This window comes from Enterobacter cloacae complex sp. 370H10, from assembly GCF_050031535.1.
GTDB lineage: Bacteria > Pseudomonadota > Gammaproteobacteria > Enterobacterales > Enterobacteriaceae > Enterobacter > Enterobacter intestinihominis.
On the sequence record NZ_JBLGWG010000001.1, the window covers coordinates 3,963,276 to 3,987,979 of the forward strand.

Here is a 24,704-nt window from a genome sequence, read left to right on the forward strand (position 1 = left end):
TCCTGATAGTTATGCGACTTCCGCACTCGCACGATAATGTGCTTCGAGGTGCGCGAAGGTGGAGTCCGGAACAATCTCCCGGATCCGGGAAAACTGCTGTGTCTTGAGTAAACGGCGCACTTCCGAGGCCGAAATGGCGTTGCCGGTGGCTTTGATGCGCGGCATTTCCACCACGTCGATGTGCGAGGCCAGCAGATCGTGCAGCGTCTGGTTGTACTGGCGGGTGATATCGCAGAACGGTTCCGAACCAATAAAACGGTGCGTGATGCCCAGCGCCGGGGCGATAAAGTCCCGGAAGATCAGCACGTCGATCTCGCTCCACGCCTGCTGCACTTTGCCGGTCTCCTTCAGGAAGTAGGCCGGAAACGTGGCGCGGGAGATGATGTACTGCGAGCCTTCATGCACCACCACGTTCGGCAGATGCGCCACGCCCGCACGCACCATCTCAAGGCGCGCGCTGAACGGGAAGAACGAGGCGTCTTCACGCACCACGAACAGATGTAGGGCATCGCACTGCGCCGCCGCCTGCTCCACCAGATGACGGTGACCGAGGGTGAACGGGTTGGCGTTCATCACGATGGCACCAATCTTCTCCCCACACTTGCGGCTAGCGCGCAGGGATCGGCAGTAGCGCACGATCCCTTGCGGAGTGTTCTCCATTAGCACCGCGTTGTTCCCGCTCTGGGCAACCGGCCAGAAACCGCTGCGGCCAAAGCGCTCCTTATTACACGGACGGGTGCAGAGGAAGAGGTGAAAATGGCCGCGCTCCAGCGCCGCATTTTCCACCTCTGCCAGCAGACGCGCGCTGAGGTTTTCCCCACGAAGCTGCTCGTTGACCGCGACGCACTTGATGACGTTGGCAGCAAGCCCGGCGCAACCCACCAGCTGCGCGCCGGACCAGGCTTCAACAAACAGCGTGATGTCGTTGTCCAGGCCAAGGCCGCTGTCTGCCAGCAGGTAGCGGATCTGGCTTAAGCGTTCCGGGTGTTTCGCCACAACGGTGTGGCGAAAATCAATGGGTTGCGATTGCATGCTGCCGCCTTACTCAGTGCGCTGCCGCGAGCCCGACGGCTGGCGCTTCCACGATCACGTTGCTCAGATGACCGATATGTTCGATCTCCACCTCAATGCGATCCCCCTCCTTCATAAACAGTGGCGGGTTGCGCTTTTTACCCACCCCGCCAGGCGAGCCGGTGATGATCACGTCGCCCGGGCTGAGACGGGTGAAGGTGCTGATGTACTCGATCAGCTCCGCCACCTTGTGGATCATGCTGCTGGTGTTGTCCTCCTGCACCATGCGGCCGTTCAGCCAGGTGCGGATCGCCAGGCTGTGCGGGTCCGGGATCTCATCCGCCGTCGCCATCCACGGGCCGAACGCCCCGGTCTGCCGCCAGTTTTTCCCGGCGGTGAACCAGGTGTGCTGCCAGTCGCGGGCGGAGCCGTCCATGTAGCAGCTGTAGCCCGCCACATGACGCAGGGCGTCGTCGCGGCTGATGTTCTCCCCGCCTTTGCCGATGATCACCGCCAGCTCGCCTTCGTAGTCGAACTCGCTGGAGTGGCGCGGCTTCAGCACCGGCTCGTTGTGGCCGGTCTGTGAATCCGGGAAGCGGACAAACAGGGTCGGGGCCGGGTTATGCTGATCAAACTCCTTGCGCTTGTCGGCATAGTTCATGCCCACGCAGAGAATTTTTTCCGGCTGGACAATCACCGGTAAGAAGGTGATGGCGTTCAGCGGTACATCCACCGCGTCGTTCAGAAAACGGGTGGCCTGCGCCAGCCCGTTCCCCTGCAACAGCGCTTTAAGGTCGCCATAGCGGTCGCCCAGGCGGCGGCCTAAATCAATCACGCCCCCGGCCTGAACGATGCCGTAGCTGCGTTTACCCTGGTATAAAAAGCTTGCGAGTTTCATTGTTCTTTCCTGAAAACTTAAACGAGGAAGTTGCCCAGAATCAGCAGTGAGACAGAGACGTTAATCGCCCCGCCGATACGGGTAGCAATCTGGGCGAATGGCATCAGGCTCATGCGGTTGCCTGCGGTCAGGATCGCCACGTCACCGGTACCGCCCTGCCCGCTCTGACAGCAGGAGACGATGGCGACATCAATCGGGTGCATACCAATCTTTTTGCCAACGAAGAAGCCGGTTGCCACCAGCGCGGAAACGGTGCTGATAATCACCAGCAGGTTGCTGACGGTGAACGCCGCCACCAGTTCATGCCATGGGGTAATCGCCACGCCAACGGCGAAGAGAATCGGGTAGGTCACGGAGGTCTGGAAGAATTTGTACACCACCTGAGAACCCTCCAGCAGACGCGGAGAGGCGCCATTGCAGAGCTTCACCAGCACCGCCATAAACAGCATACCCACCGGCGCTGGCAGACCAATCAGCTTGTGGCCGAGCATGCCCAGCATGTACAGCAGCACCGCCAGCAGCGCGCCGGAGGCGATGGTGGTCACATCCGCTTTGCCGGAGAACGCGGGTTGAGAGACGGTGGCATCGGCGTTGGCGCGGTTAGGCATCAGCTGGCCTTCACCGGTCAGGTGCGGGTAGCGTTTCCCGAGCTGGTTGAGGCAACCGGAGATGATGATCGCCGTCAGGCCGCCGAGCATTACCATCGGCAGCACGCGGCCGAGCGCCACGCCCTGATCCATGTGCAGCAGGGTGGCATAGCCGATAGAGAGCGGGATCGCCCCTTCCCCGACGCCGCCCGCCATGATCGGCAGAATGATAAAGAAGAAGATCTGGAACGGCTCGAGGCCCAGCGCCAGCCCAACGCCCATGCCGACAATCATGCCGACGATTTCACCGCACAGCATCGGGAAGAAGATGCGCAGGAAGCCCTGGATCAGCACGGTGCGGTTCATGCTCATGATGCTGCCGACAATAATGCAGCAGATATAGAGGTAGAGAATATTGGTGGATTTATAGAATTTGGTCGTGGACTCGACCACCACGTCCGGCAGCAGGCCGTAATAGACCAACGCGGAAGGGATAAAGGTGGCGCAAATTGCCGCCGCGCCGAGCTTGCCGACAATCGGCAGGCGTTTGCCGAACTCACCGCAGGCAAAGCCGAAGAAGGCCAGCGTGGCCACCATGACTACGATGTCGCTCGGCAGTTTTCCGCCCAGGCAATCTATCGCAATCAGCGCGCCCGCCAGAACGAACAGTGGCAGAGGAATAATGCCGATTTTCCAGGTATCCATAATATGCCACCAGCGCTCTTTGAGCGATGGCCGCTGAATATCAATCGGGTCGTGGGTAACAGAGAATGAATCGTCAGTTGTGCTCATAATAAGCCCCTTAGTTATTTTGTGCGTCCAGCTTAGAGTCACAAAGGCTTACTTTATGTGAGGGATGGCATATTAAAAGCGAAGTTTTAATGGCCGCTATGGTTTTAATGGTTTCTTTTATTTAATGTGATTTATGCCTTATTTATTGCCGTGGTTTTTATGGTTTCTTTTCTTAACTGAACAAAGAAATAACATTTATTCATTTAGCCTTAAGAGGATGAGACTTTCGGAAAAATCTTTTACAGGCTGCGCTGTGCAAGGGATCACAAGTTTTCGGCAAAGCGGGCATCCTGGCCTTAAAAGATGATATATTCAGCCGACCTGTTGATATCTCGCGTGATAGTTATGAAAGTATCGTTTCAGATCAAGCTGTTTATTTCGCTGGTCGCCTTTTTCTCAGTGCTGTTCGCATTACTGGGCGGATATTATTATGTCGATGTCGGCAGGCAGCTTTATCAGGAAATGAGCGCGCGCGCAAAAATACAGGCCGAAGAAATTGCGCTTATTCCTTCTCTGCGAAAAGAAGTCGAACAAAAGGATATCCAGGGCATCCATGACTTTATGCAGAAAATAGCCGCCCGCAGCGACGCCAGTTTTATTGTGATTGGTGACAATAAAGGGCTGCATCTTTTCCATTCCGTGTTTGCCGACCGGGTAGGCAAAACGCTGGTTGGCGGAGACAACGACGAGGTATTACACGGCAAAAGCACCATCACCATCCGCAAGGGCGGGTTAGGCATTTCGCTGCGCAGCAAAGCGCCCATTTTTAATGATGCCGGGCAGGTGGTAGGGATTGTTTCGGTAGGCTATCTCACAAGCTATCTGGACACCATCACCGTCAGCAAGGTGGTTAATATCCTGATTGCCGCCGTGCTGCTGCTTATCGCCCTGTTTATTTTCTCCTGGTTCTTCACCCGCAGCATCAAGAAGCAGATATTCTCTCTGGAGCCGCGCGAAATCGGCCTGCTGGTGCGTCAGCAAAAGGCGATGATGGAATCCATTTATGAAGGGGTGATTGCCATCGACGACGATCTCCGCATTGAGGTGATTAACCAGGCGGCGCGTAAATTATTAGGCTTACGCCAGCCCGCCCGCGAACTGCGGGGTCAACTCATCAGCCAGGTGATTGCGCCCGTCCCGTTCTTTAACGCGCAAACCATGCTTGCGAAAGACACCCACGATGAGATCTGTCGCTTTAACGATCTCACGGTCATTGCCAGCCGGGTGCGGATCATGCTGGAAGATGCGTTGCAGGGCTGGGTGATCACCTTTCGCGATCGCAACGAGATCGACTCGCTCAGCGCCCAGCTCAGCCAGGTGAAGCGCTATGTTGATAACCTGCGCATTATGCGCCATGAACAGCTGAACCGCATGACCACGCTGTCCGGCCTGCTGCATATGGGCCGTTATGACGAGGCGATCCGCTACATACAGGCGCAGTCGGAACACGCTCAGGAGCTGCTGGACTTTATCTCGTCCCGCTTTAGCTCCCCGACGCTGTGCGGTTTGCTGCTTGGAAAGGCCGCCCGCGCGCGTGAAAAAGGCGTTGAGCTGAGCTTCGATCCGGCCTGCCGGGTGGACAAACCCTTCCTGCCGCTGCTCGAATCGGAACTAGTCTCGATCATCGGGAACTTGCTGGATAACGCCATCGAAGCGACCCAGCGCGCCCCGCTCCCGCATGCCCCGGTAGACGTGCTAATAAAGTTGAACGAGCAGGAACTGATTATTGAAGTCGCCGACCAGGGCGTCGGCATCACACCGGAGATCCGCGACCGGATCTTTGAGCGCGGCATCACTACCAAAACGCGCGGCGATCACGGTATTGGCCTGTATCTGATTGAAAGCTACGTCACGCAGGCTGGCGGTGCAATTGAAGTTGCCGATAACACCCCACGCGGTGCCATTTTCTCACTGTTTATTCCCGCCACGGGAACGGTCCGGCACCCCGTACAGGAACTGGAAGATACCGACTATGCAACATGAACTTATCGACGTACTGATTGTTGAAGACGAGAACGAACTGGCGCAACTGCACGCGGAGCTTATCGGTAAACATCCGCGCCTGAGGCTGGTGGGGATTGCCGCGTCACTGGCCGACGCGCAGGTACAACTGGAGAGCAAACAGCCGAAGCTGATGCTGCTGGATAACTATCTGCCGGACGGCAAAGGCATCACCCTTATCAGCAACCCGATGCTCACCCGCGCCAACTGCTCGGTGATTTTCATCACCGCCGCCAGCGATATGGACACCTGTAGCCAGGCCATTCGTAACGGCGCGTTCGACTACATCCTCAAGCCAGTTTCCTGGAAACGCCTGAGCCAGTCGCTGGAACGTTTTGTGCAGTTTGCCGAACAGCAGCGCGTCTGGAAGATTGTCGACCAGCAGAACGTGGATTCACTCTATCAGCTACAGGCGAAAAATTATCGACTGGACAACGGCAGCAAAGGGATAGAGGAGAACACGCTGGCGCGGGTGCAAACGCTGTTTAACAACAAGGCGGCGCACTGCTTTACGGTGGATGAGGTGGTGAGCGAGACGGGACTGAGTAAAACCACCACCCGGCGCTATCTGGAACACTGCGTGGAGGTGGGTTTTCTGACGGTGGAGATGCTGTACGGGAAGATTGGGCATCCGAGAAGGATGTACCGGCGTAGTGCGACTTAACTCCCCTCACCCCGGCCCTCTCCCCAAAGGGGCGAGGGTGAAAAGACGGCTCCGTGCAATCCCCTCTCCCCTTTGGGGAGAGGGTTAGGGTGAGGGGCCCTACTTTAACACGTACCCATACAGTCGCTTGATCCCGTCGGCATCCTTCTCGCTGTAAACGCCCTGCAACTCTGGCGAGAAACCCGGCAGCATATTAATGCCCTCTTCCAGCGCCAGGAAGTAGCGCTGTACTGCTCCACCCCAGACTTCCCCCGGTACCACGCACAGCACGCCCGGCGGGTATGGCAGCGCACCTTCGGCGGCAATGCGTCCTTCGGCGTCACGAATACGCACCAGTTCGACATTCCCGCGAATGTACTCCTGGTTGGCATCCTGCGGGTTCATCACCACGGCAGGCAGGCTCTCCTGGCGGAACATCGCCTTCTGTAAATCCTTCACGTTAAAGCTGACGTAGAGATCGTGCATCTCCTGGCACAGCTGACGGATCGTATAGTCGCGGTAACGCACCGGGTATTTCTGATAGATGGTCGGCAGCACATCCACGAGCGGCGTATCGTCTTCAATATGCTGTTCAAACTGCCCCAGCATCGCCACCAGCTGCATTAGCTTCTCCGCGCTCTCGGCTGGCGTCAGCAGGAACAGGATGGAGTTGAGATCGCACTTCTCCGGCACAATGCCGTTTTCGCGCAGGTAGTGGGCGAGAATGGTCGCCGGAATGCCGAAATCGGTATAGTGCCCTGTTTCAGCATCAATGCCCGGCGTGGTCAGCAGCAGCTTGCACGGATCGACGAAATACTGCTCGCGGGCATAGCCTTCAAAACCGTGCCATTTTGCACCCGGTTCAAAACTAAAGAAGCGACGCTCGCTGGCGATAGCCTGCGTGGGGTGATCCTGCCATGGCCGCCCCGCCACCACCGGTGGGATAAAGGGTTTGATCATATTGCAGTTGGCGATGATGGCCTTGCGCGCTTCAATGCCCAGCTCGACGCATTCAGCCCACAACCTGCGTCCGCTCTCACCCTCGTGGATCTTGGCGTTCACGTCCAGCGCCGCAAACAGCGGGTAAAACGGGCTGGTGGAGGCATGCAGCATGAACGCATTGTTCAGCCGCTTGTGCGGGCAGAAGCGCGACTGACCGCGAATATGGTTATCCTTTTTATGGATCTGTGAGGTTTGCGAGAACCCGGCCTGCTGTTTGTGGACCGACTGGGTCACGAAAATTCCCGGATCGTTCTCGTTCAGTTCCAGCAGAAGCGGAGACGTTTCCGCCATCATCGGGATAAATTGCTCGTAGCCGACCCAGGCGGAGTCAAAGAGGATGTAGTCGCAAAGGTGACCGATCTTGTCGATCACCTGACGGGCGTTGTAGATCGTGCCGTCGTAGGTGCCGAGCTGAATGATCGCCAGACGGAACGGGCGCGCCTCGGCGGCTTTCTTCGGCGCGACGTCACGGATCAGTTCCCGCAGCCAGGCCTCATCAAAGCAGTGTTCATCAATCCCGCCGATAAAACCAAACGGATTACGGGCTGCCTCAAGATAGACAGGCGTTGCCCCGGCCTGGATCAGCGCCCCATGATGGTTGGACTTATGGTTGTTACGATCGAACAGCACCAGATCGCCACGGGTCAGCAGCGCATTGGTCACCACTTTATTGGCCGCCGACGTGCCGTTCAGCACGAAGTAGGTTTTATCCGCGTTGAACACTTTCGCCGCGAACTTTTGCGCGTGCTTGGCAGAACCTTCGTGGATCAGCAAATCACCGAGCTTCACGTCGGCATTGCACATATCGGCACGAAACACGTTTTCACCGAAGAAGTCGTAAAACTGCCGCCCGGCGGGATGTTTTTTAAAAAAGGCGCCGTGCTGGTGACCCGGACAGGCAAAGGTGCTGTTTCCCATCGCCACATACTGGCTCAGGGTGTCAAAAAAGGGTGGCAGCAGGTTCTCTTCATACCGGCAGGCGGCAGATTCCAGTTCCAGCAATTCCTGTGCTTTACCCGAGATGATCGCCGTGACACCCTCTGGCACCTCTCCTGGCTCTGTTGAGAACATAAATACTGGTAGCTGAAAGCCCGTACGCTTCAGCAACGCAAGAATGCCGCTGTAGCTTTCAACAACCGTAATGACGACTGCCGCCACATCGGTGAAATCGGTGTTATCCAGCATAACCTTTTCGCGATGCGTAGAAACTTTGGATACCAGCTCACGGCTGACGGCAATTTTCATGGTTTTCATAAGCGCAAATACCCTCACCGAACGGTGAGACAGGAAGGAGAAAATTCGCGCAATCATGTCACCTTTTATTTTCAGGTGCAAGAAGGAATCAGTATGCGTTACGCCTCCCAAAGCTAAGCATAATCAGGGACGGACGTGCCATAATCATGCAATGCCAGTGCTTAAATAACAGGAGTTAAACGTGGTGATTGGACCCTTTATCAATGCGGGAGCCGTATTGCTGGGCGGTGTACTTGGGGCAGTATTAAGCCAGCGGTTGCCGGAGCGTATTCGCGTCTCCATGCCCTCCATTTTTGGCCTGGCGTCGTTAGGGATTGGTATCCTTTTAGTGGTGAAATGCGCCAACCTGCCGGTGATGGTACTGGCGACACTGCTCGGCGCGCTGATCGGCGAGTTTTGCTATCTGGAAAAAGGCATTAATCACGCGGTAGGCAAAGCCAAAAATCTGATTGCCCGACCGGGCAAGGCAAAGCACGGCACGCACGAGTCGTTTATTCAGAACTACGTTGCGATCATTATTCTGTTCTGCGCCAGCGGCACGGGGATATTCGGTTCGATGCAGGAAGGGATGACCGGCGATCCCAGCATATTGATTGCGAAAGCGTTTCTGGATTTCTTTACTGCCACCATCTTTGCCACCACCCTCGGCATCGCCGTGGCGGCGATTTGTGTACCGATGCTGCTTATTCAGCTGGCGCTGGCCACCTGCGCCACGCTGATCCTGCCGCTGACGACGCCTGCGATGATGGCGGACTTTACCGCCGTCGGCGGCCTGCTGCTGCTGGCGACAGGGCTGCGCATCTGTGGCATCAAGATGTTTGCAGTGGTGAACATGCTCCCTGCCCTGCTGCTCGCGATGCCGCTTTCCGCGCTCTGGACGCACTTTTTCGCTTAAGTTTGCGACGAAATGGTGAGAGAGTGTGCAGTCTGCAACGAAAACAACAAATTTCGTTGACGTCGGAGGGCGGATCGGGTTTAATGCGCCCCGTTGCCCGGATAGCTCAGTCGGTAGAGCAGGGGATTGAAAATCCCCGTGTCCTTGGTTCGATTCCGAGTCCGGGCACCACTATTTAAAGAACCCGCCCAAAAGGCGGGTTTTTGCTTTTGGGCTAGTCTAACAGCTCAATGCTTCCTTCTTTTGTTCTTAGCCAACGCGGCGCTTTTAACGTTTCGGCGTAATATTCCACCAGTTCATACAGTAAATCACTGATGACTCTTTCGGCTTCCACCGTCAGAGACCCACTCACTATCAATTGTGTCAGTACCTGGCAGTAATGCCCCACCTGGTCCGCTTCCACTTCAAAAGCAGGTACATGCAATGGTATTTCATCCACCGTCAGGCTCTCTTTTAAAAACTCCGGCACAGGTTCCATCAACGTCGGTTGTAATAAGGCCAGACAGGCACAAAGCCGCCCGCACAACGCCATTTTCTGCACAGGATCATGGCACTCCACCAGCGCTTCACTAAAACGCTCGCAGTTGTCCGCGAGTTCCGTGAAGTCGGTTTTGTGATTGAAGGAAACGGTAAATAAAGGGTGAATCGATGTTGGGATAGTAGCCATAGTGGCATCCTCCTGTAACGTTTATATTTCCGTCACTGGAGAGGTCAATCTCACGGGTGGCGGAACCGAGCAGGGTTGACCTTACCGGCGTTACAGGAAACCGGCGCGCCTTACGACGCCCCCGCCCGGCCCGCCATTGAGGTATAGCCGTGCGTACGACATAAAAAAGACGCTGGCGCGTCATATGTCGCCTGTAACAATTTTCAGGAGGTCAAGCCCGACACCTGATTTTGCAGGTGCGGGTAAAAGATACTGTAATTAGCCAATAGCAGCAAGCGAGGTTATGGAAGATAGCTCGTAGAAAATAAAAAAACAGCTGGTGAAGCAAGTTCTCTATGTATCAGCCCGTTCATTAAACCAAGTCTCTCCTCTTCCACTGCATACAAAACATAACTATGCTTACGGTAAAAAACACGGACATTGATTTGATGAGGGTGGTCAAGCCCATTTTTCTGGTATAAAGCATAGAGTTAAACTTTACAGGCATAATCCTGCCTTTATTGGAGGTATGATAATGAAGGATAATCTTGTTCAAGATATTGCTTATAAACTCTTTTTGTCAAACTCAGATGAAATGGAGTATGAACTCACTGAACAGGAGCTCTCATTTCTAAACGTAGAGAAATCTGAAGGCTACTGTCTAAAGGACGGTAAATTAATCTTTTCATCTTATGAAGACAGAGATCATTATGTTGCCCATCATTATTTCTCAGAAATAGACAGTGATTGCATTGATGCAGAGAAAATCATACTTCAGACTGCTTTTTGCATATGGGGTAAGACTTTGCGTGATGATCGTTCAACCGCAGGTATATTTCTCAGTTTATATGAAGATAAAATCAATATTTGGCATATGCTGCTCGCACCTGAACGTAACCAATATGAAGTTACGTCTCTGTCCGATCAATTTGTAAAACATTCTAAACATCTAGATATAAATACTTTGTTTAATTTTTTCTCCACCATTCACAATAAATACAATCAATATCCTGGAGTATTTACATTGTTAGGAGAACGACTAGCCAATAACCCTCAAGAATGTTATAAGATAATTAATAAATTTCATTCAGATATAAAAAAAGAAACTCTTCACCTCTATAATATTGCCTTATTTTCACTAAGAAAAGAAAACTATACATCAGCTATTGATATTTTGCTCGCTGACATAGAAGAAAATGATGTTATCTTGTCTCCTCAAGCCTTGTGGATACTTGGCAGATATGTTGAGGTGAATAATATAGAATATCGTAACAATGAAATAAAATTAATCATCCAAGAAAAAATCGCTTCTCCGGTTACAGATATTTCCAATGCTGCTATACAAGCAATCGTAAATACGGTAGATAAAATACCTGAATTTTGTGAAGTCATCCTTAATTTGCTCAAGGATAAAAATATAAAAGCAATAGCGTTGCTTTGCCAAAAAATAGCAACAGCTAAAAAGTTACAATCTCATGCTGACTTTCCTGACTGGATAAATATCATCTGTATTAACTCAGGAGATGATATAGAACTCAGAGGGTTAATACTCCATATTTTATCATCACTCACTGAAGATGAAACCAAACATCATTTATTGATTAACTGCCTCTTTGTAATGATAAAGAATGCTTCTATAGTAAGAAAATCTCAGGAATTAGAGAGTTTTTTATATCATGCTACAAAATCCACTGAATTAATGAATGAAATTTTCACATTGGCACTTATAGATGACACTCCAGAAATCTCTGAGTTTTCACAATTACTATCCACATATTTAATGGTTAATGATAGTAGTAATTCATTAAGTTATAGCCTTCCCATTATTAATAATTTCACTGAAAGAGATTTCATTTTTTTGGTGCGTAGAACTTTGGGTTATATTACTAATGAGAAACATTTAATGTCTTCCATACTTTCATTACTGAATATTGATAACGCAAATAAAAGAACCGATAAAATTGTAATATCTGTCATATCAAATGAAATAGCCATTGATTATCCAAACTATGTTATTGATGTAATACGAGAATGCAAAAATAAAATCAGGAACAAAAGAAATCGCTTATTAAAAATATATGACGAAATACTTGTTCGTACGGAAGACTATCTTAACTCTCTAAAAATATATCCAAGAGTAAAAGAATTCGAACCACCTTCAGCATATGTACTGTCCTTTCAAAAAGAACGGAATAAAGTTATGACCAAAAACCAAGAGGCTATAAATGAAGATTCGCTTGTATTTAAAATAGCTACCCGCATACAACTAAAAGCAGGAATAGGCTCTTTTTATTACAATGATAACTTTGGTACTGGCTATAGTGAACCATCATATCTGTACCCATTTTCGAGTAGCTATTCTCTTCCGCGAAGGTACGTCATGGACAATGTTGGGTATGAATTACGCTTGGCAATGTTCAAGACAGCAAAAAAGGATACAATATGAAAGTACTAATTTCTCAATATATTCGAACATTGAAAGAGAGAAATGAACTCGACAGGCTATTGCCTAATTTATTATTATCAATGAGTATCGTCCCTTTATTTACTACACAAACGGGAACAAGACAATATGGTGTCGATATTGCTGCAATAGGTAAAGATCCTGATGATGGGGAAAAAAAACTATTTATATTTGTAATTAAGCAAAAAGATCTTGGTAGATCTGAATGGGATTCCGGGCCACAGTCCATACGACAAAGTTTAAATGAAGTTTTTGATGTTTACCTTAGAAATCATTTACAACCAAAACACAAAAAACTGCCCAAGAAAATAATTTTATCCACCAGTGGTGATATGAAAGAAGAGATAAATCAAAATTGGGCCGGATATCTTGATGATCATAAACCCCATGAGTTTGATTTCTGGGGAGCAGATAAGCTTTCCACTTTTATCGAAAAATACATGTTAAACGAGCATATATTTAACGATATTGACAGAACCGATTTAAGAAAGTCGCTATCATTGATTAGTGAAAATGATTATTCACGGATTGATTATCATCGGTTACTACTAAGAATCCTGATGCTTGATGATGAGGGGAGAAAAACTAAAGAGATCAATAAAGTAGAACTGGAGAAGTCAATCCGCACCTGCTATCTCGCGGCTAATATATTAGCTTACTGGGCAATACAGGATGGCAACACTAAGCAAGCTTTGTTTGTATCTGAACGATGTCTACTATGGGTATGGCACCGCATCAATCTTGAAAAAGATCCAGAAAAATACTTCCCTGCGTTTGAAGTTATATGGCAAAGTTACATTAACATTTCAGCTGAATATTTTTCCAAAGTTCAACCATATTTCCATGGAAAATATATTCTTTCTTCATATTCAACTGAAAGTTCACTGGTCAACATAACTGTATTTGAACAAATTGGTATACTTGCAACTCTCGGATTAAATAATTTTTTCCTCGCCCATAGGAAAGATAATAATGGTGGTGCGCTTCAGATTCATAATGCCGATATCGTTGCCGATAGCTTGTGTGCGTTAATTATAAACAATCCCGCATCTGGTTCGCCACGTCTTGATGAGAATGCCATTGAAATTGCTCTTGGATTAATATTTCTTTCGCTGATGGGGAGAAAGGATGCTGTCGAAAAATGGCTTAGAGAACTAATTTGGAGGTTGGACTACGTACTCAGGATTGGACGAGAACATCCGATATCAACAGATTCTATTGACGATCTTATTAGCATGGAATGCAATAGCGATGATGCATATTTAAAAGAAAAAACAACAAACATGTCCTGGATTATCCCCACTTTAATGGGATGGTGTGTGATACTGGAAAAAGAAGAAGGATATTCCGCATTATTAACTGGAATAAAAGATTCATATAAAAATATATGCTCCCAGCTATGGCACCCAACGAATGACCTTTATAGACACCTTTACTTTCATCCAGCTCAATCCTTCACTGGTGAGACCGAGGCACCAATAGCTTTTCCGGATAATATGAATGATTACAAGAAGAGAATGGATGAACTACGTAAAAACAAAAGATATAATATTTTTAAAGAGTCAAGTGCGACACAGGCAGGTTTAATTATACTCGATTTTATTGCCTGCAGACATTTTAGAACTCCTGTACCCGCTGTACTTTGGTATGGCATGCAAAAAAAAACAGAGTGATAAATTACGTTTTTCGGTTTTATATCATGCTTCACCAATGGGCGTTATCTTAAAGCCCATTGGTCCCTTTTGAAGTACCTTTTGATTCATGGTGTTGCCTGCACGAACTGGAAGTGCTCTTCATTCAATACGAAAGAGTTCTATATCTCTGCTAAATACTCGCCACCAAATCCCCCAACGTCACCATCAATATCATCGGATCCATCGGCGATGGCTCAAACCCCACCCGCAGATAAAATTCCCGCGCTTCATCCGACAGGGCATGAACCAGCATTCCGCGGATGCCGATGCTCTCCGCCACCTGGATCACCCGCAGCCCGGCGTCGCGTACCAGCGCCCGACCAACGCCCTGCCCATGAAGAGACTGATCTACCGCCAGGCGTCCCAGCACTACAACAGGGATGGGATCGGGCATATTGCGACGAAAGCGGCCGGGTGCCGTATTCGTTGTGACCGCGCTGGACGCCAGCGCGTAATAAGCCAGTACGTTAGAATCTCCGCCACAACAGACAAATGTACGCGATGCACCACTGGCCTGATTTTTCATCGCCCGCTGCTTAAGCCAGTTATCCATCGAATCTACCCCACAGCAAAATGGAGTAAGAATATGCCCGGCTCGAAGGGGCACTGGGGCAGAGATCATTTTTCCTGCTCCCACGGCGCAAGGGTCTGCATAGTTTTACGCAGTGCGGCATTAGGTGCTGGAGCCTGATCCAGACGGGTCAGAAATTCCTGATAAGCCTCTGGATCGGCCATTATGATGCGTTGTTCGATCAGTGCCTCTTCCGCAGCTGCGCGGGCTGCTTCCAGCACAAAGTCAGTACGGTTTTTCCCTCTCGCTTTCGCTGCCCGATCGATAAGATCCCGCTCGGCAGGCCTGATGCGCAGGTTAAGGGTTTCGCGTTTCACCGCCATAGTGTTTGCAGCTGGCATGGTGTTGTCCTCCTCTGTTCAATGGATATTAAGTATACAACACGCGTAACGCAGATGTCATTACAACGCTTTAAAAGGCACCGAACCGAAAGGACTTCAACTTATTTATATCCACGACACCCTGACCACTGCGTCAGCAGCGCATGCAGTTTAGCCGGCTCCAGAGGCTTGCGCAGCACCAGATACCCTTCCTGCTCCGCCTCCAGCAGAACCGGTGAATTAAATTCGCCGCTGACTATGGCGCCGCTCATATCCGGCAGACGGTCAAAAAGCGCTTTCAGGATATCGAAGCCGCTTTCGCCGGATCGCAGACGCTGGTCGCACAGCACGGCGAACGGCGTAAAGCCGTCGTCGATTATGGCAAACGCTTCTTCAGCCGAGGCCGCACAGCGTACGTCGATTCCCCAGATGTTCATCAGGCTCTCCCAGGCAGACGTCACCAGCGGGTCGTCATCGACGACCAGGCAGGAACCGTGCAGGGGCGCATAGCGTACCGGCGTGGCGGTGTTGTCAGCGGCGGGCGGGATATCCGGCGCGATGTCTTCGCCAGCATATTGGGTGAAGCGCATCCAGAAGCGTGAGCCTTTACCTTCAATGGATTGCATCCCGTATTTCACCTTCATCAGCTTGGCACAACGGGCCACTACGGCCAGTCCCAGCCCGTGTCCGGCGCTGTCGATCTTCCATGCCAGCTCGGGGCGGTAGTAAGGTGAGAAGATTTTGCCCTTCTCTTCATCGGCGATACCGACTCCCGTGTCCCACACCTCCACCATACACTCGTCACCGCGCGGTCGGATGGCGACCAGCACCCCGCCCTGGAGCGTGTAACGAAGGGCGTTTTGAATCAGGTTAATCAGGGACTGTCGCACCAGCAGCGAATCGCCCATCACGTAGATACGGCGTTTAGGCCGCCGGATGCACAGCCTAAGCGCGCGGCTGTTGGCCTCTTCGCGGAACAGCGTGATGACCGAGTCGAGCAGAGCACCGATATCCACTTTGGTCGGGACAGAGAGGACATTCCCGGATTCTATTTTGCTGAGATCGAGCAGAGAGTTGAGCATTAAATGTACCGAGCGAACGCTCTGCTGCAGGTCAAGAAGCTGTGGCGTCAGGCTGTCGTCCCGGTTTCGGTGGAGGATGGCTTCGATCAGAAAGCCCATAGCGTGTACGGGCTGGCGCAGATCGTGGCTGGCGGTGGTCAGAAACTGATTTTTATCCAGCAGTGCCTGCTCCGCGTCCTCTTTGGCCTGACGAAACTGTTCCGCCAGGCGTGAGCTTTTTTCCTCAAGCAGTGCCTGCTGAATAAAGAACGCATGGGAAGTTAACGCATGGCGGTAAATTGCGAAGCCGTAAAGCAGATTCAGCATGAGCACGATGAACATCAACTCATCCAGCCGCCAGATAATACCGAGGTTCAGCACCCCCCAGGAGGCGAAGAAAAAGCGCGTAAAGGTGCTGATGACCGGCGTCAGATGCGTCGCATTGGCGGCGACGATGGCGGCGATGCTGATATTAAGTAACAGGAAAAAGTCAAAATTCTGCGTCTGTGGAGTAATTAAATAGAGTGAAGAAATGCCCAGCCCGTGAATAAAGGCGATATTATTAATACGCGGAAGCCAGCGTCGCAGGACGTCCCTATCACCGTTTTCTTTCGCTTCACGCTGATAGCGTCGGTGCAATAGTCGTATCGCCACGGCACATAGCAGATAAATAATTATCCAGATAATCGTTGGGCCGAGGTCGTCCCCAAGCATATAAATCCAGATGGCGAAAGGAATACCCACAAAGGGCACAGCACTAAAGCTAAATACCAGCCGCAGAAAGGTGTTGTTTAGCAAACGGATCTGCGCCGGAGCAGAGATACCTTCGTTTTGTAAGCTCTGGAAAAACCTCATTCCGACGGTTCCTGCTTGCCGTGCAGAAGCGTGATGGCTTCGACCCGGCTGTTAACACCTATCTTTTTCAATATATTGCTGATGTGTTCTTTGACCGTGGGCTCAGAAATTGAAAGCTGCGCGGCGATTCGTTTATTTGGCAGGCCGCGCATAATCATATTTAATACGTCTATTTGTCGCGGCGTTAAGTTAAATTTACTTAACTTCTCATTATTTGCCTTAACGGAAATTTCGTTTCCCTCAGGAAACCAGGTCTGATTATCACTGAGTGCGAAAACGGCCCGCGAGAACATCTCAGGTGGCTCGCTTTTCAATACAAAACCGTGGCCCCCGGCGGCATTAACTTTGCGCCAGATGTCATTATTGTCATCCCCGCTGACCACCAGGAGTCGTACCTGTGGGTAAAGTTGTTTTACTTCTTTGAGTAATTTCAGGGCCGTTCCGGAAGAGAGCCAAAAATCGATTACCAGCAAACGTGGCGGGCCATGATCCCTAATTTGGCGGTAGCAATCATCCTCATTCGTCACCACACACGCCTGTTTAAACTGGCAATGTGTAATCAGAAAATTGGCGATGCCGCTTGCTACCAATGGATGGTCATCAACGACTAACGCATAATTCTGTCCCAAAGGAGCCTCCTTTTACCTTCGCATATCTTAGAGTACAGATGAATTATTATCTACCCACCCTACTTTAGGAGGGTTTTTTCGATTAGGAAAGAGAAATATATTATTCGCTGATTTGGGTAAAAGAAAACATAAATACAATCAGTGAAATTAACTGGTTGGATATCAAGGATAATTTATGAAAAAACCACTAATCGTTTTAACCGTTACGTTGATGCTAGCCGGTTGTTCCACGTTGAAAACCGATCAGGCTATTCCACTCCTGCAAGCGGAGACCGCTAAAATGCTGGGACTGGGCTCATCGGATGAAATAACCGTGACCAACGTTAATGGCGCCCAGCCGGACGCACTGGGAGGACAAAAACTGTCTTATCGCGCCACGACAGAAAAAGGGCGTATTTTCGATTGTTCATCAATGATGATGCCGGGGATTTTAGGATCCGCACCGACGCTAAGCGCGCCAACCTGTACACCTGTTGTCACACATAAATAATTAACGCCGCATCAAAAGGCGTACATAAATAACGCCTTTTACATTTTCTGACGTATCTGAGTTTTCATAAAAACGATTTTCCAGACATCACGCTAATGAGTACGGAGATAGCCCGTGAATAACTCTACATCGCATGCTTTAGCGGTTAAGACGCCGCTTTCCAGACTTTACCTCGCTCTATTTTCCGCGCCGCTGTTACTGTTTTTACCTGCCGATATCGCGCGTGCAGCCGATGCCTTTTTTGATGGCGACTCGCGTATTACCGAAACGCTGGGTTACACCGGAGATGTTTATGTTGGACGTAATCAACGCGGAAACCTGCTGATCGATAATGGCAAAATCACCGCCTATAACATCAATATCGGTCGGCTGTTCGACGGCAAAATTTATGAAAGCGTGGTCACGGTCCGTGGGCCAGACGCTGAGCTTAAAGCGGTGAACGATCGGTACGTCCTGCGCGGCGACCTGAATCTTGGCCTCGGCACCCTGCGAGTCGAAGAGGGCGCGCTGGCGAGCGCAAAGGAGATCGTTGTCGGCACCACCCGGGGCTACGACAGCCACCTTATCGCCACGGGTGCCGGCTCTCGCGTGACCAGTAATTTTCTGAGCGTAGGCACCGATCTGGGCGCACGCTCCACGCTGGCAATTGAGGACGGCGCGGCGCTCAATACCGCCTACGATGCGCGCATCGGGAATGGTACCGGACCGGGTGAAACCGACACGCTGAGCCCGAAAGCCACCGTCACCGGGAGCGGCTCACAGTGGAACGTTGGCCGTACGTTAACGCTTAATGGCGACCTGGACGTACTGGACGGCGGAGCGGTTAACGTTGGCGGCATGCAGGTGGCGGGCGTCTCCGGCGCAGGGAAAACCGCCGAATTGGTTATTGCGGGCAAGGACTCGCGCTTTACCAGCGGCAGCAGCGTGAGCGTGGGCGATTACGGCAATGGCGTGCTGTCTGTGATTGACGGCGGTTCATTTTCCGCTGGCAGCAATGCGCTGATCGTGGGGACATCGGGTTCCGGCTCGAACCGGGGTGCGCTCATCATCGGCAGCCGCGGCAATATGGACACCGGCACGGGTTTAACTGAGCCAACGCCTGGCACGGCGGGCGGCGCAGGTACCCTCGATGCGAAGACGGCAATCAGCCTGCGTGGCGGACTGTTCGGCAGCTATGTCTACTTCAACCATACCGACGGAAATTACATCTTCAGCAACACGATGAGCGGTGAAGGTGATGTGATCAACACCTCCGGGCAAACGACGCTGAACGGCGATCTTTCCGCACTCAAGGCGAACGTAACCGCGCGGGGCGGTAAAGTTATCATTGCCAGCAATATTAATACCCAGCCAGAAGACGATATTTTTGATGTTCAGACGCTTAGCGCCGAGAACGGCGGTACGCTGATCCTCAACGCGACGGCGGGTTCAGACGTCAGCGACGGGGTCGGTTACAGCAGCGCCGCGTCAATCAAGTCCGGCGGCACGCTGGGCGGCAACGGCACGCTGGGCCAGACCGAGATCCTGTCTGGCGGGCATATCTCGCCTGGCGACGGCAATATCGGTACGTTGACGCTGAAACGCTATCTGAACTTTATCGGCGAATCCTTCTATGACGTGGATATCGCGGGCGATGGCAGCAGCGACCAGCTACTGGTATCGGGCAAAACCACCATCAGCGATCGGGCTAAGGTACAGGTCACCGCGCTGGATCCGCAAACCAGCTATAAAACGGGCCAAAGCTACCGCATTTTGACCTCCGACGGGGGAATTGACGGTGAGTTCGCCGGAGCGATTTCCAAATCCGCCTTCCTGGACGTGGCGCTTAAGCAAAGCACCAACGCCGTCGATCTGACCATCGCGCAGAAAGAAACCGGTGGCGAGAATCCTGGAGGAGAAAACCCCGGAGGCGAAAACCCTGGCGGTGAGAATCCCGGAGGCGAGAACCCGGGCGGTGAAAACCCCGGAGGCGAGAACCCGGGAGGTGAAAACCCTGGCGGTGAGAACCCAGGTGGAGAAAACCCGGGTGGTGAGAACCCGGGTGGAGAAAACCCGGGCAGCGGCAAGCCGGGCATTTTCCAGACCGTGGCCCAAAGCAGCAACCAGTGGAATACCGCTGGCGCGCTCTCCACGCTGACGCAAAGCGGCCCGTCGCTGGCGCTGTATAACTCGCTGCTTCTGCTGAGCGCGCCGGAAGCGCGCGAGGCGTTCAACCAGTTGTCTGGTGAAGTTTATCCATCAATGCAGTCCAACCTGATCGCTGGCAGCACGCAGGTGTTTAACGTGTTAAACCAGCGTATGCAGCGCGCGTTTGATAACGACAGCCTGCCGATCCCACCGTTAGCCATGTCGCTGGTGCAGCAGCCGGAGCCGCAAAACAATGGCGTCTGGGGCCAGACCTTCAGCTCCTGGAGCCGAAACAGCGGCGACGGAAACGTGGGCAAGCTGGACGGCAACACCACCGGCTTCCTGCTGGGGGCAGATCGCAAGCTGGCGGATCATAACGTGCGTGTCGGCGGCTACTTCGGCTACAGCCGGGGTGATTACGACGTCGACAGCCGTCGCTCCTCAACGGATACCGACAACTATCACCTTGGCCTGTATGCGGCGGGTCAACAGGATGCGTTCTCCCTTCGCGGCGCGCTGGGTTACACCTGGCACAAGATCGAGGGCGAGCGCAATGTTGATTTCAGCGGCTTCTCGGATCGGCTGAAGTCAGATTACGACGCTAACTCGCTGCTGGCGTTTACCGAAGCGGGCTACCGTTTCGGCCAGCCAGACAGGAATATTGAGCCGTTCGTCAATTTATCGTACATCCGGCTGCATACCGACAGCTTCAGGGAAGACGGCGGTGCCGCTGCGCTGAGCGTCCGTAACGAAACGATGAACACCTTCTATTCCACACTCGGGGTGCGCGGTGTGACCGAGCTGCCGAAGAACGTTAACCTCTACGGTTCGCTGGGATGGCAGCACGCTTATGGCGATAAAAATACCTCTTCGCGCATGGCGTTTGCGGGCAGCGACGCGTTCATTACTCAGGGGCAAGCCGTGGATGAGGACGTAATGGTGGGTGATATCGGCGTGAGCGTACAGCTGTCGCGTGCTGCGACGCTGGATGTGGGTTATCAGGGACAATATGGTGCGGATACCCGCGTCAACTCGGTGAACGCCAATCTGCGCTGGTCGTTCTGAATTATTTCCATTAAAAGAACCCGCCCTCGTGGCGGGTTTGTGCTTTTGGCTTCTGACGAAGCTAGGGATCGTTCCCAGCCGCGTCCAGCAGTTTGTTTTTAAAGATAAACAAACACGCCTCGTTGAAGTTCCCTGCCCCTAACCGCTCCGATAGCGCCGTTCGCTTGCGATAGAGGCTTTTAACCGACATATTCAGCTTATCTGCAATCTCGTCCATTGACCTCCCTGCCTTCAGCAACCGGAGCATTATCGCTTCATGTCTACTCAGCCGTAAGTTAAGCAGCCATTTGGTTGTCAGACGCCAGCCTTTCATATCAAGCACCAGATTGAATAACGACGCCATATCCGGAGGCGTAAGCGACGTGTTCATAAACAGCTTCATACTGTGCAGATCCTCCTCTCGAGGGCGCATATCCAGCATAACGCAGCAGATGGTTTTTCTCGTTCTGGCCGGATGGCGTATCAGGTAATCATATAAACGGAGCGGCGTACGGCTATCAATCAGTACAGTATATTCATTTGCGTCGGTATCAAATATGTTTCTGTCTATCGAACAGAGGCAAATTATATCCGGGAAAAATAGCCGCATCCCCCTGACAAGGAAACAATCCTGAGTCACTAACACTATTGAAGTCGCCACTAATCATCCCTTTTAGATTAAAGCAAGCCCGCCTCTTAAGAAACAAGGACGCTTTCGTTTATAGCGCTTTACATTAACGGCAAATGTTTTCTGGCTTTGATCATCCCTCAATATGACATTGGTGAGCTAGACTTTTTGCAGACTATCACTCAATGCCTGTCGTTAATTATAAATAAAAAAGAATTTCAGAAAAGTCACTTCTCTGAACATTAAGAATTTTTGTCATGAAACTTCCCAAACATGCCCCAGAAAGTACTTTAATTAACTCAGCAGAACTTCATTCCAAATATAAAAAAACTGCAAACAGCAAAAGGAAAAACATTTAATATCAATCAGTTAAAAAGAACAACCCTGCACTGAATTATCTAAAAAACTTACTTCTTCCAGAATTATCTCAAAACCTCCCGGCCGCTTTTCAACTTATTTATCCCCCAACACATCGGGTGTACATTAAGTCCAATCAGACCACTGAGTTGAGGGCGCATAATTACCTTTAAGTAAGTACCCCATAACGTAGCATCATTCAGATTTAATGTTCTCCTTTATGCCCTTTAACGCAGAGTTAAAAGGCGGCCGTGTTATGCAATGGATTCACGATAAACAAATGGCAAATAGATATGGAAAGATCGCTTAGCTTCACTACGTTATTCTTTTATCGCACCACAATATTATTGTTCCTGCTTTTACTCTTTCCTGTTCTGGTTCAGGCTGATGAATCCGTTTATGAGCATCAGATACAACAGGCACGTAACGGTAATTACGCTCTGTTTCTTGATTACCTACAGCGCTATGAGCAACAGCATGCTTTAACACCTGGACAGGTTGCGGACTGGTTACAGGTAGCCTCCTGGGCAGGACGCGATGATGAGGTTATTCGAGTCTGGCAGCGTTATGGTATTTATATGCCGCTGCCCGCTCGCGCCATCGCTGCTGTCGCCCAGTCCAGAAGAAACCAAAAAGCCTGGCCATCCGCCTTATCGCTGTGGAAAGAGGCGCTCAGCCTTGCGCCGGATAACGACGATTACCGCATCGGCTATGTTAAGACCCTGGCCGATGCCCGCAGAGATCGCCTCGCGCTTTCGGAAGCCCGGCAGCTGGTTAAGGACAATCCTTCTCCCGCGCACCTTGAGACGCTCTCCTATGTCTGGATGCGCCAGGGAAAAAACGGGGACCGGCTGCTGGCGGACATGCGCGCGCTAAACGCCGCACCAGGGAATAACGCCCTTCTTCGCGAGACGATCGATGCGTTAACGGATAACCGGGTAAGCACACCCGCACTCTGGCTGTCGCAAAGCGCAGCGATGTCCCCCGCGGAGCGTCGCCGCCTTGAGCGTAACGCCGCGGCTGAAAAGGTACGCCTGGCGGATGTGCCTGGCAGAACGGAGAAAGAGCGCCTGCGGCTGGCACAAAACGCATTAGATCGCTATCACGTCCTGCTTTCCCGCTGGCAAAACGAACCGCAGGCGGCTGAAGACGTCATCCTTGCCCGTATCGATCGGCTTGGCGCGCTGTATGCGAAGGGTGATTACCGGCAGGTCATTAGCGAATACGAGGCGCTGACGACCGCCCAGCATCCGGTGCCGGACTGGGCCATCGGCTGGGTGATCTCTGCATATTTGCAGGAGAAAAATGCCGTCGCCGCCTTCTCGCTTGTGCAACGCTATCCACACTACGCCTCCGATCCGCAGGACGAGGAACATGCGCTTTTCTACGCCTGGCTGGATACGGGGCAGTATCAGACCGCCCGCCGCTACGTTGAGCGCGAGACCCGCAGCGTTCCCTGGACCCGCTACGATTTCGGGTCCCCGACCGCTCAGCCGAACGATCGGTGGCTCACCGGACAGTCACTCAAACTTAACTATTTGCTGGCGACCAACGCCCTGCCCGAGGCCGAAAAGCTGTCGTATCGTCTGGCGTCAACGGCGCCGGGAAATCAGGGATTACAGATTGATTATGCCGCCCTGCTTCAGGCCAGGGGCCTGCCGCGCGCGGCCGAGCAAAAGCTTAAACGAGCAGAGGCGCTCGAACCCACGAATCTGGAGCTTGAAAAACAGCAGGCTTACGTCGCAATGGACCTTCAGGAGTGGCGCCAGATGGATTTACTGGCTGATGACGTAATTGCTCGCGCCCCCGCCGATCGCAGCGCCCGTCGCCTGGACAGGCTCAGAGCGGTCCACCATATGTCAGAGCTGCGTCTGAACGCGGGTAAAGGATTGCACTCAGATAACCCCGTCAGCGGTAGCCACGACATGAGTTGGGACGCCACGCTCTATGGCCCACCCGTGGCGGATAACTGGCGGCTATTTGCTGGCGCCCGCTATGCACAGGGGAATTTCGACGAAGGTAAAGGCATCAGCCGCCACCTGTTGGGCGGCGTTGAGTGGCGCCCACGTGACCTCACGCTCGAAGCCGAGCTTTCCAGCAACCGCTATCACGGCACAAACAGGCCGGGCGCACGGCTCTCAACAACCTACAGCCTGAGTGATAACTGGCAGGTCAGCGGTAGCCTCGAGCGCTTATCACGCGCGACACCCTTACGGGCATTACGCAATGGGATCAGCGCCAACCGGGGTGAAGGTGGGGTGCGCTGGTATCAAAACGAGCGACGTGAATACCAGTTCAACGCCGCCGTCAGCCGCTTCTCAGACCACAACCGCCGTCAGGAATACACCCTCTCTGGGAAAGAGCGTCTCTGGCAGACCCCGACCCTGACGCTGGATCTCGAACCGGGGATCGCCGCCAGTAAAAACAGCCTGCGGAATACGCTCTATTACAACCCGGCACGGGATCTGTCCGTGACGGCAGCCCTGTCCGTTGACCATGAGATGTACCGCCACTACGACACCCTCTGGAGCCAGCAGTTCGTGGCAGGCGGCGGCAGCTACTGGCAGAAAAATCAGTCGCCTGGCGCCATTACCCTGCTGGGTTACGGGCAACGCATTCAGTGGAACAACGTTGTCGATACTGGCGTGATGCTGAACTGGGATAAACGCCCTTACGACGGCAAACGCGAGAGCAATCTCTCCGTCACGTTAGATGCGACTTTACGCTTTTAAGGA

At 52.0% G+C, this 24,704-nt stretch carries 18 protein-coding genes and 1 tRNA gene; 9 read left to right on the forward strand and 10 right to left on the reverse strand.

Features of this window, described 5'->3' with window-relative positions; genetic code table 11:
• Positions 1–9 precede the first annotated feature (9 nt).
• The 3 genes from citC to ACQG2Q_RS19525 are packed head-to-tail and all read right to left on the reverse strand — an operon-like array spanning position 10 to position 3,288.
• Positions 10–1,032: a [citrate (pro-3S)-lyase] ligase gene (gene citC, locus ACQG2Q_RS19515; protein WP_022649369.1), complete on the reverse strand. Its 1,023-nt coding sequence runs from the start codon at positions 1,030–1,032 to the stop codon at positions 10–12.
• 13 nt (positions 1,033–1,045) lie between these two features.
• Positions 1,046–1,909, reverse strand: coding sequence for a fumarylacetoacetate hydrolase family protein (locus ACQG2Q_RS19520; RefSeq protein WP_023298578.1), 864 nt, complete (start codon positions 1,907–1,909; stop codon positions 1,046–1,048).
• Positions 1,910–1,926: 17 nt separating this feature from the next.
• The gene (locus tag ACQG2Q_RS19525) at positions 1,927–3,288 is read right to left on the reverse strand and encodes a 2-hydroxycarboxylate transporter family protein (RefSeq protein ID WP_022649371.1); all 1,362 of its coding nucleotides are present in this window, start codon (positions 3,286–3,288) and stop codon (positions 1,927–1,929) included.
• Between the two features lie 345 nt (positions 3,289–3,633).
• On the opposite strand from ACQG2Q_RS19525, the gene ACQG2Q_RS19530 reads away from it, so the two are divergent.
• Positions 3,634–5,271: an ATP-binding protein gene (locus ACQG2Q_RS19530; protein WP_022649372.1), complete on the forward strand. Its 1,638-nt coding sequence runs from the start codon at positions 3,634–3,636 to the stop codon at positions 5,269–5,271.
• Positions 5,261–5,953, forward strand: a complete 693-nt coding sequence (locus tag ACQG2Q_RS19535) for a response regulator (RefSeq protein WP_022649373.1) — start codon at positions 5,261–5,263, stop codon at positions 5,951–5,953. The genes ACQG2Q_RS19530 and ACQG2Q_RS19535 overlap by 11 nt, the downstream gene beginning before the upstream one ends.
• Before the next feature lie 99 nt (positions 5,954–6,052).
• Here ACQG2Q_RS19535 and ACQG2Q_RS19540 read toward each other — a convergent pair whose 3' ends face one another.
• The gene (locus tag ACQG2Q_RS19540; RefSeq protein ID WP_063850074.1) at positions 6,053–8,188 is read right to left on the reverse strand and encodes an ornithine decarboxylase; all 2,136 of its coding nucleotides are present in this window, start codon (positions 8,186–8,188) and stop codon (positions 6,053–6,055) included.
• Between the two features lie 181 nt (positions 8,189–8,369).
• On the opposite strand from ACQG2Q_RS19540, the gene ACQG2Q_RS19545 reads away from it, so the two are divergent.
• Together ACQG2Q_RS19545 and ACQG2Q_RS19550 are read left to right on the forward strand one after the other, a co-directional pair.
• Entirely contained in the window at positions 8,370–9,083 is a 714-nt protein-coding gene (locus tag ACQG2Q_RS19545; RefSeq protein ID WP_003862452.1) for a DUF554 domain-containing protein, read from the forward strand.
• Positions 9,084–9,178: 95 nt separating this feature from the next.
• Positions 9,179–9,254 (forward strand) — tRNA-Phe (locus ACQG2Q_RS19550).
• Between the two features lie 43 nt (positions 9,255–9,297).
• Here the strand turns inward: ACQG2Q_RS19550 and ACQG2Q_RS19555 are convergent.
• Positions 9,298–9,750 carry a hypothetical protein gene (locus ACQG2Q_RS19555; protein ID WP_063850054.1) on the reverse strand — a complete coding sequence of 151 codons (453 nt, stop codon included), beginning with the start codon at positions 9,748–9,750 and terminating at the stop codon, positions 9,298–9,300.
• Between the two features lie 514 nt (positions 9,751–10,264).
• Here ACQG2Q_RS19555 and ACQG2Q_RS19560 point away from each other — a divergent pair.
• Positions 10,265–12,175 carry a hypothetical protein gene (locus ACQG2Q_RS19560; RefSeq protein WP_063850075.1) on the forward strand — a complete coding sequence of 637 codons (1,911 nt, stop codon included), beginning with the start codon at positions 10,265–10,267 and terminating at the stop codon, positions 12,173–12,175.
• Entirely contained in the window at positions 12,172–13,866 is a 1,695-nt protein-coding gene (locus ACQG2Q_RS19565; protein ID WP_048966569.1) for a hypothetical protein, read from the forward strand. The genes ACQG2Q_RS19560 and ACQG2Q_RS19565 overlap by 4 nt, the downstream gene beginning before the upstream one ends.
• Positions 13,867–14,017: 151 nt before the next feature.
• Here ACQG2Q_RS19565 and ACQG2Q_RS19570 read toward each other — a convergent pair whose 3' ends face one another.
• The 4 genes from ACQG2Q_RS19570 to ACQG2Q_RS19585 form a co-directional block, all read right to left on the reverse strand.
• Positions 14,018–14,509, reverse strand: a complete 492-nt coding sequence (locus ACQG2Q_RS19570; protein WP_063850055.1) for a GNAT family N-acetyltransferase — start codon at positions 14,507–14,509, stop codon at positions 14,018–14,020.
• On the reverse strand, positions 14,506–14,799 hold the full coding sequence (locus ACQG2Q_RS19575; protein WP_022649379.1) for a DUF1778 domain-containing protein: 294 nt from the start codon (positions 14,797–14,799) through the stop codon (positions 14,506–14,508). Before ACQG2Q_RS19575 ends, ACQG2Q_RS19570 begins: the two co-directional genes overlap by 4 nt.
• Positions 14,800–14,900: 101 nt before the next feature.
• On the reverse strand, positions 14,901–16,694 hold the full coding sequence (locus ACQG2Q_RS19580; protein WP_063137639.1) for a hybrid sensor histidine kinase/response regulator: 1,794 nt from the start codon (positions 16,692–16,694) through the stop codon (positions 14,901–14,903).
• The gene (locus ACQG2Q_RS19585) at positions 16,691–17,323 is read right to left on the reverse strand and encodes a LuxR C-terminal-related transcriptional regulator (protein WP_063163587.1); all 633 of its coding nucleotides are present in this window, start codon (positions 17,321–17,323) and stop codon (positions 16,691–16,693) included. The genes ACQG2Q_RS19580 and ACQG2Q_RS19585 overlap by 4 nt, the downstream gene beginning before the upstream one ends.
• 175 nt (positions 17,324–17,498) lie before the next feature.
• Here ACQG2Q_RS19585 and ACQG2Q_RS19590 point away from each other — a divergent pair, with 175 nt between their 5' ends.
• Both ACQG2Q_RS19590 and ACQG2Q_RS19595 read left to right on the forward strand, forming a co-directional pair.
• Positions 17,499–17,813 (forward strand): lipoprotein, encoded by a 315-nt coding sequence (locus tag ACQG2Q_RS19590; protein ID WP_003862457.1) that lies wholly within the window; start codon positions 17,499–17,501, stop codon positions 17,811–17,813.
• 114 nt (positions 17,814–17,927) lie between these two features.
• On the forward strand, positions 17,928–21,005 hold the full coding sequence (locus ACQG2Q_RS19595; RefSeq protein ID WP_426759261.1) for an autotransporter domain-containing protein: 3,078 nt from the start codon (positions 17,928–17,930) through the stop codon (positions 21,003–21,005).
• A 61-nt stretch (positions 21,006–21,066) separates the two neighbouring features.
• Here the strand turns inward: ACQG2Q_RS19595 and ACQG2Q_RS19600 are convergent, their stop codons facing one another.
• A complete protein-coding gene (locus ACQG2Q_RS19600; protein ID WP_045261891.1) occupies positions 21,067–21,594 on the reverse strand; it encodes a helix-turn-helix transcriptional regulator in 528 nt (175 codons plus the stop codon).
• A gap of 668 nt (positions 21,595–22,262) precedes the next feature.
• Between ACQG2Q_RS19600 and pgaA the strand changes: the two genes are divergently transcribed.
• Positions 22,263–24,701 (forward strand): poly-beta-1,6 N-acetyl-D-glucosamine export porin PgaA, encoded by a 2,439-nt coding sequence (pgaA, locus tag ACQG2Q_RS19605; RefSeq protein WP_063850060.1) that lies wholly within the window; start codon positions 22,263–22,265, stop codon positions 24,699–24,701.
• Positions 24,702–24,704 lie beyond the last annotated feature (3 nt).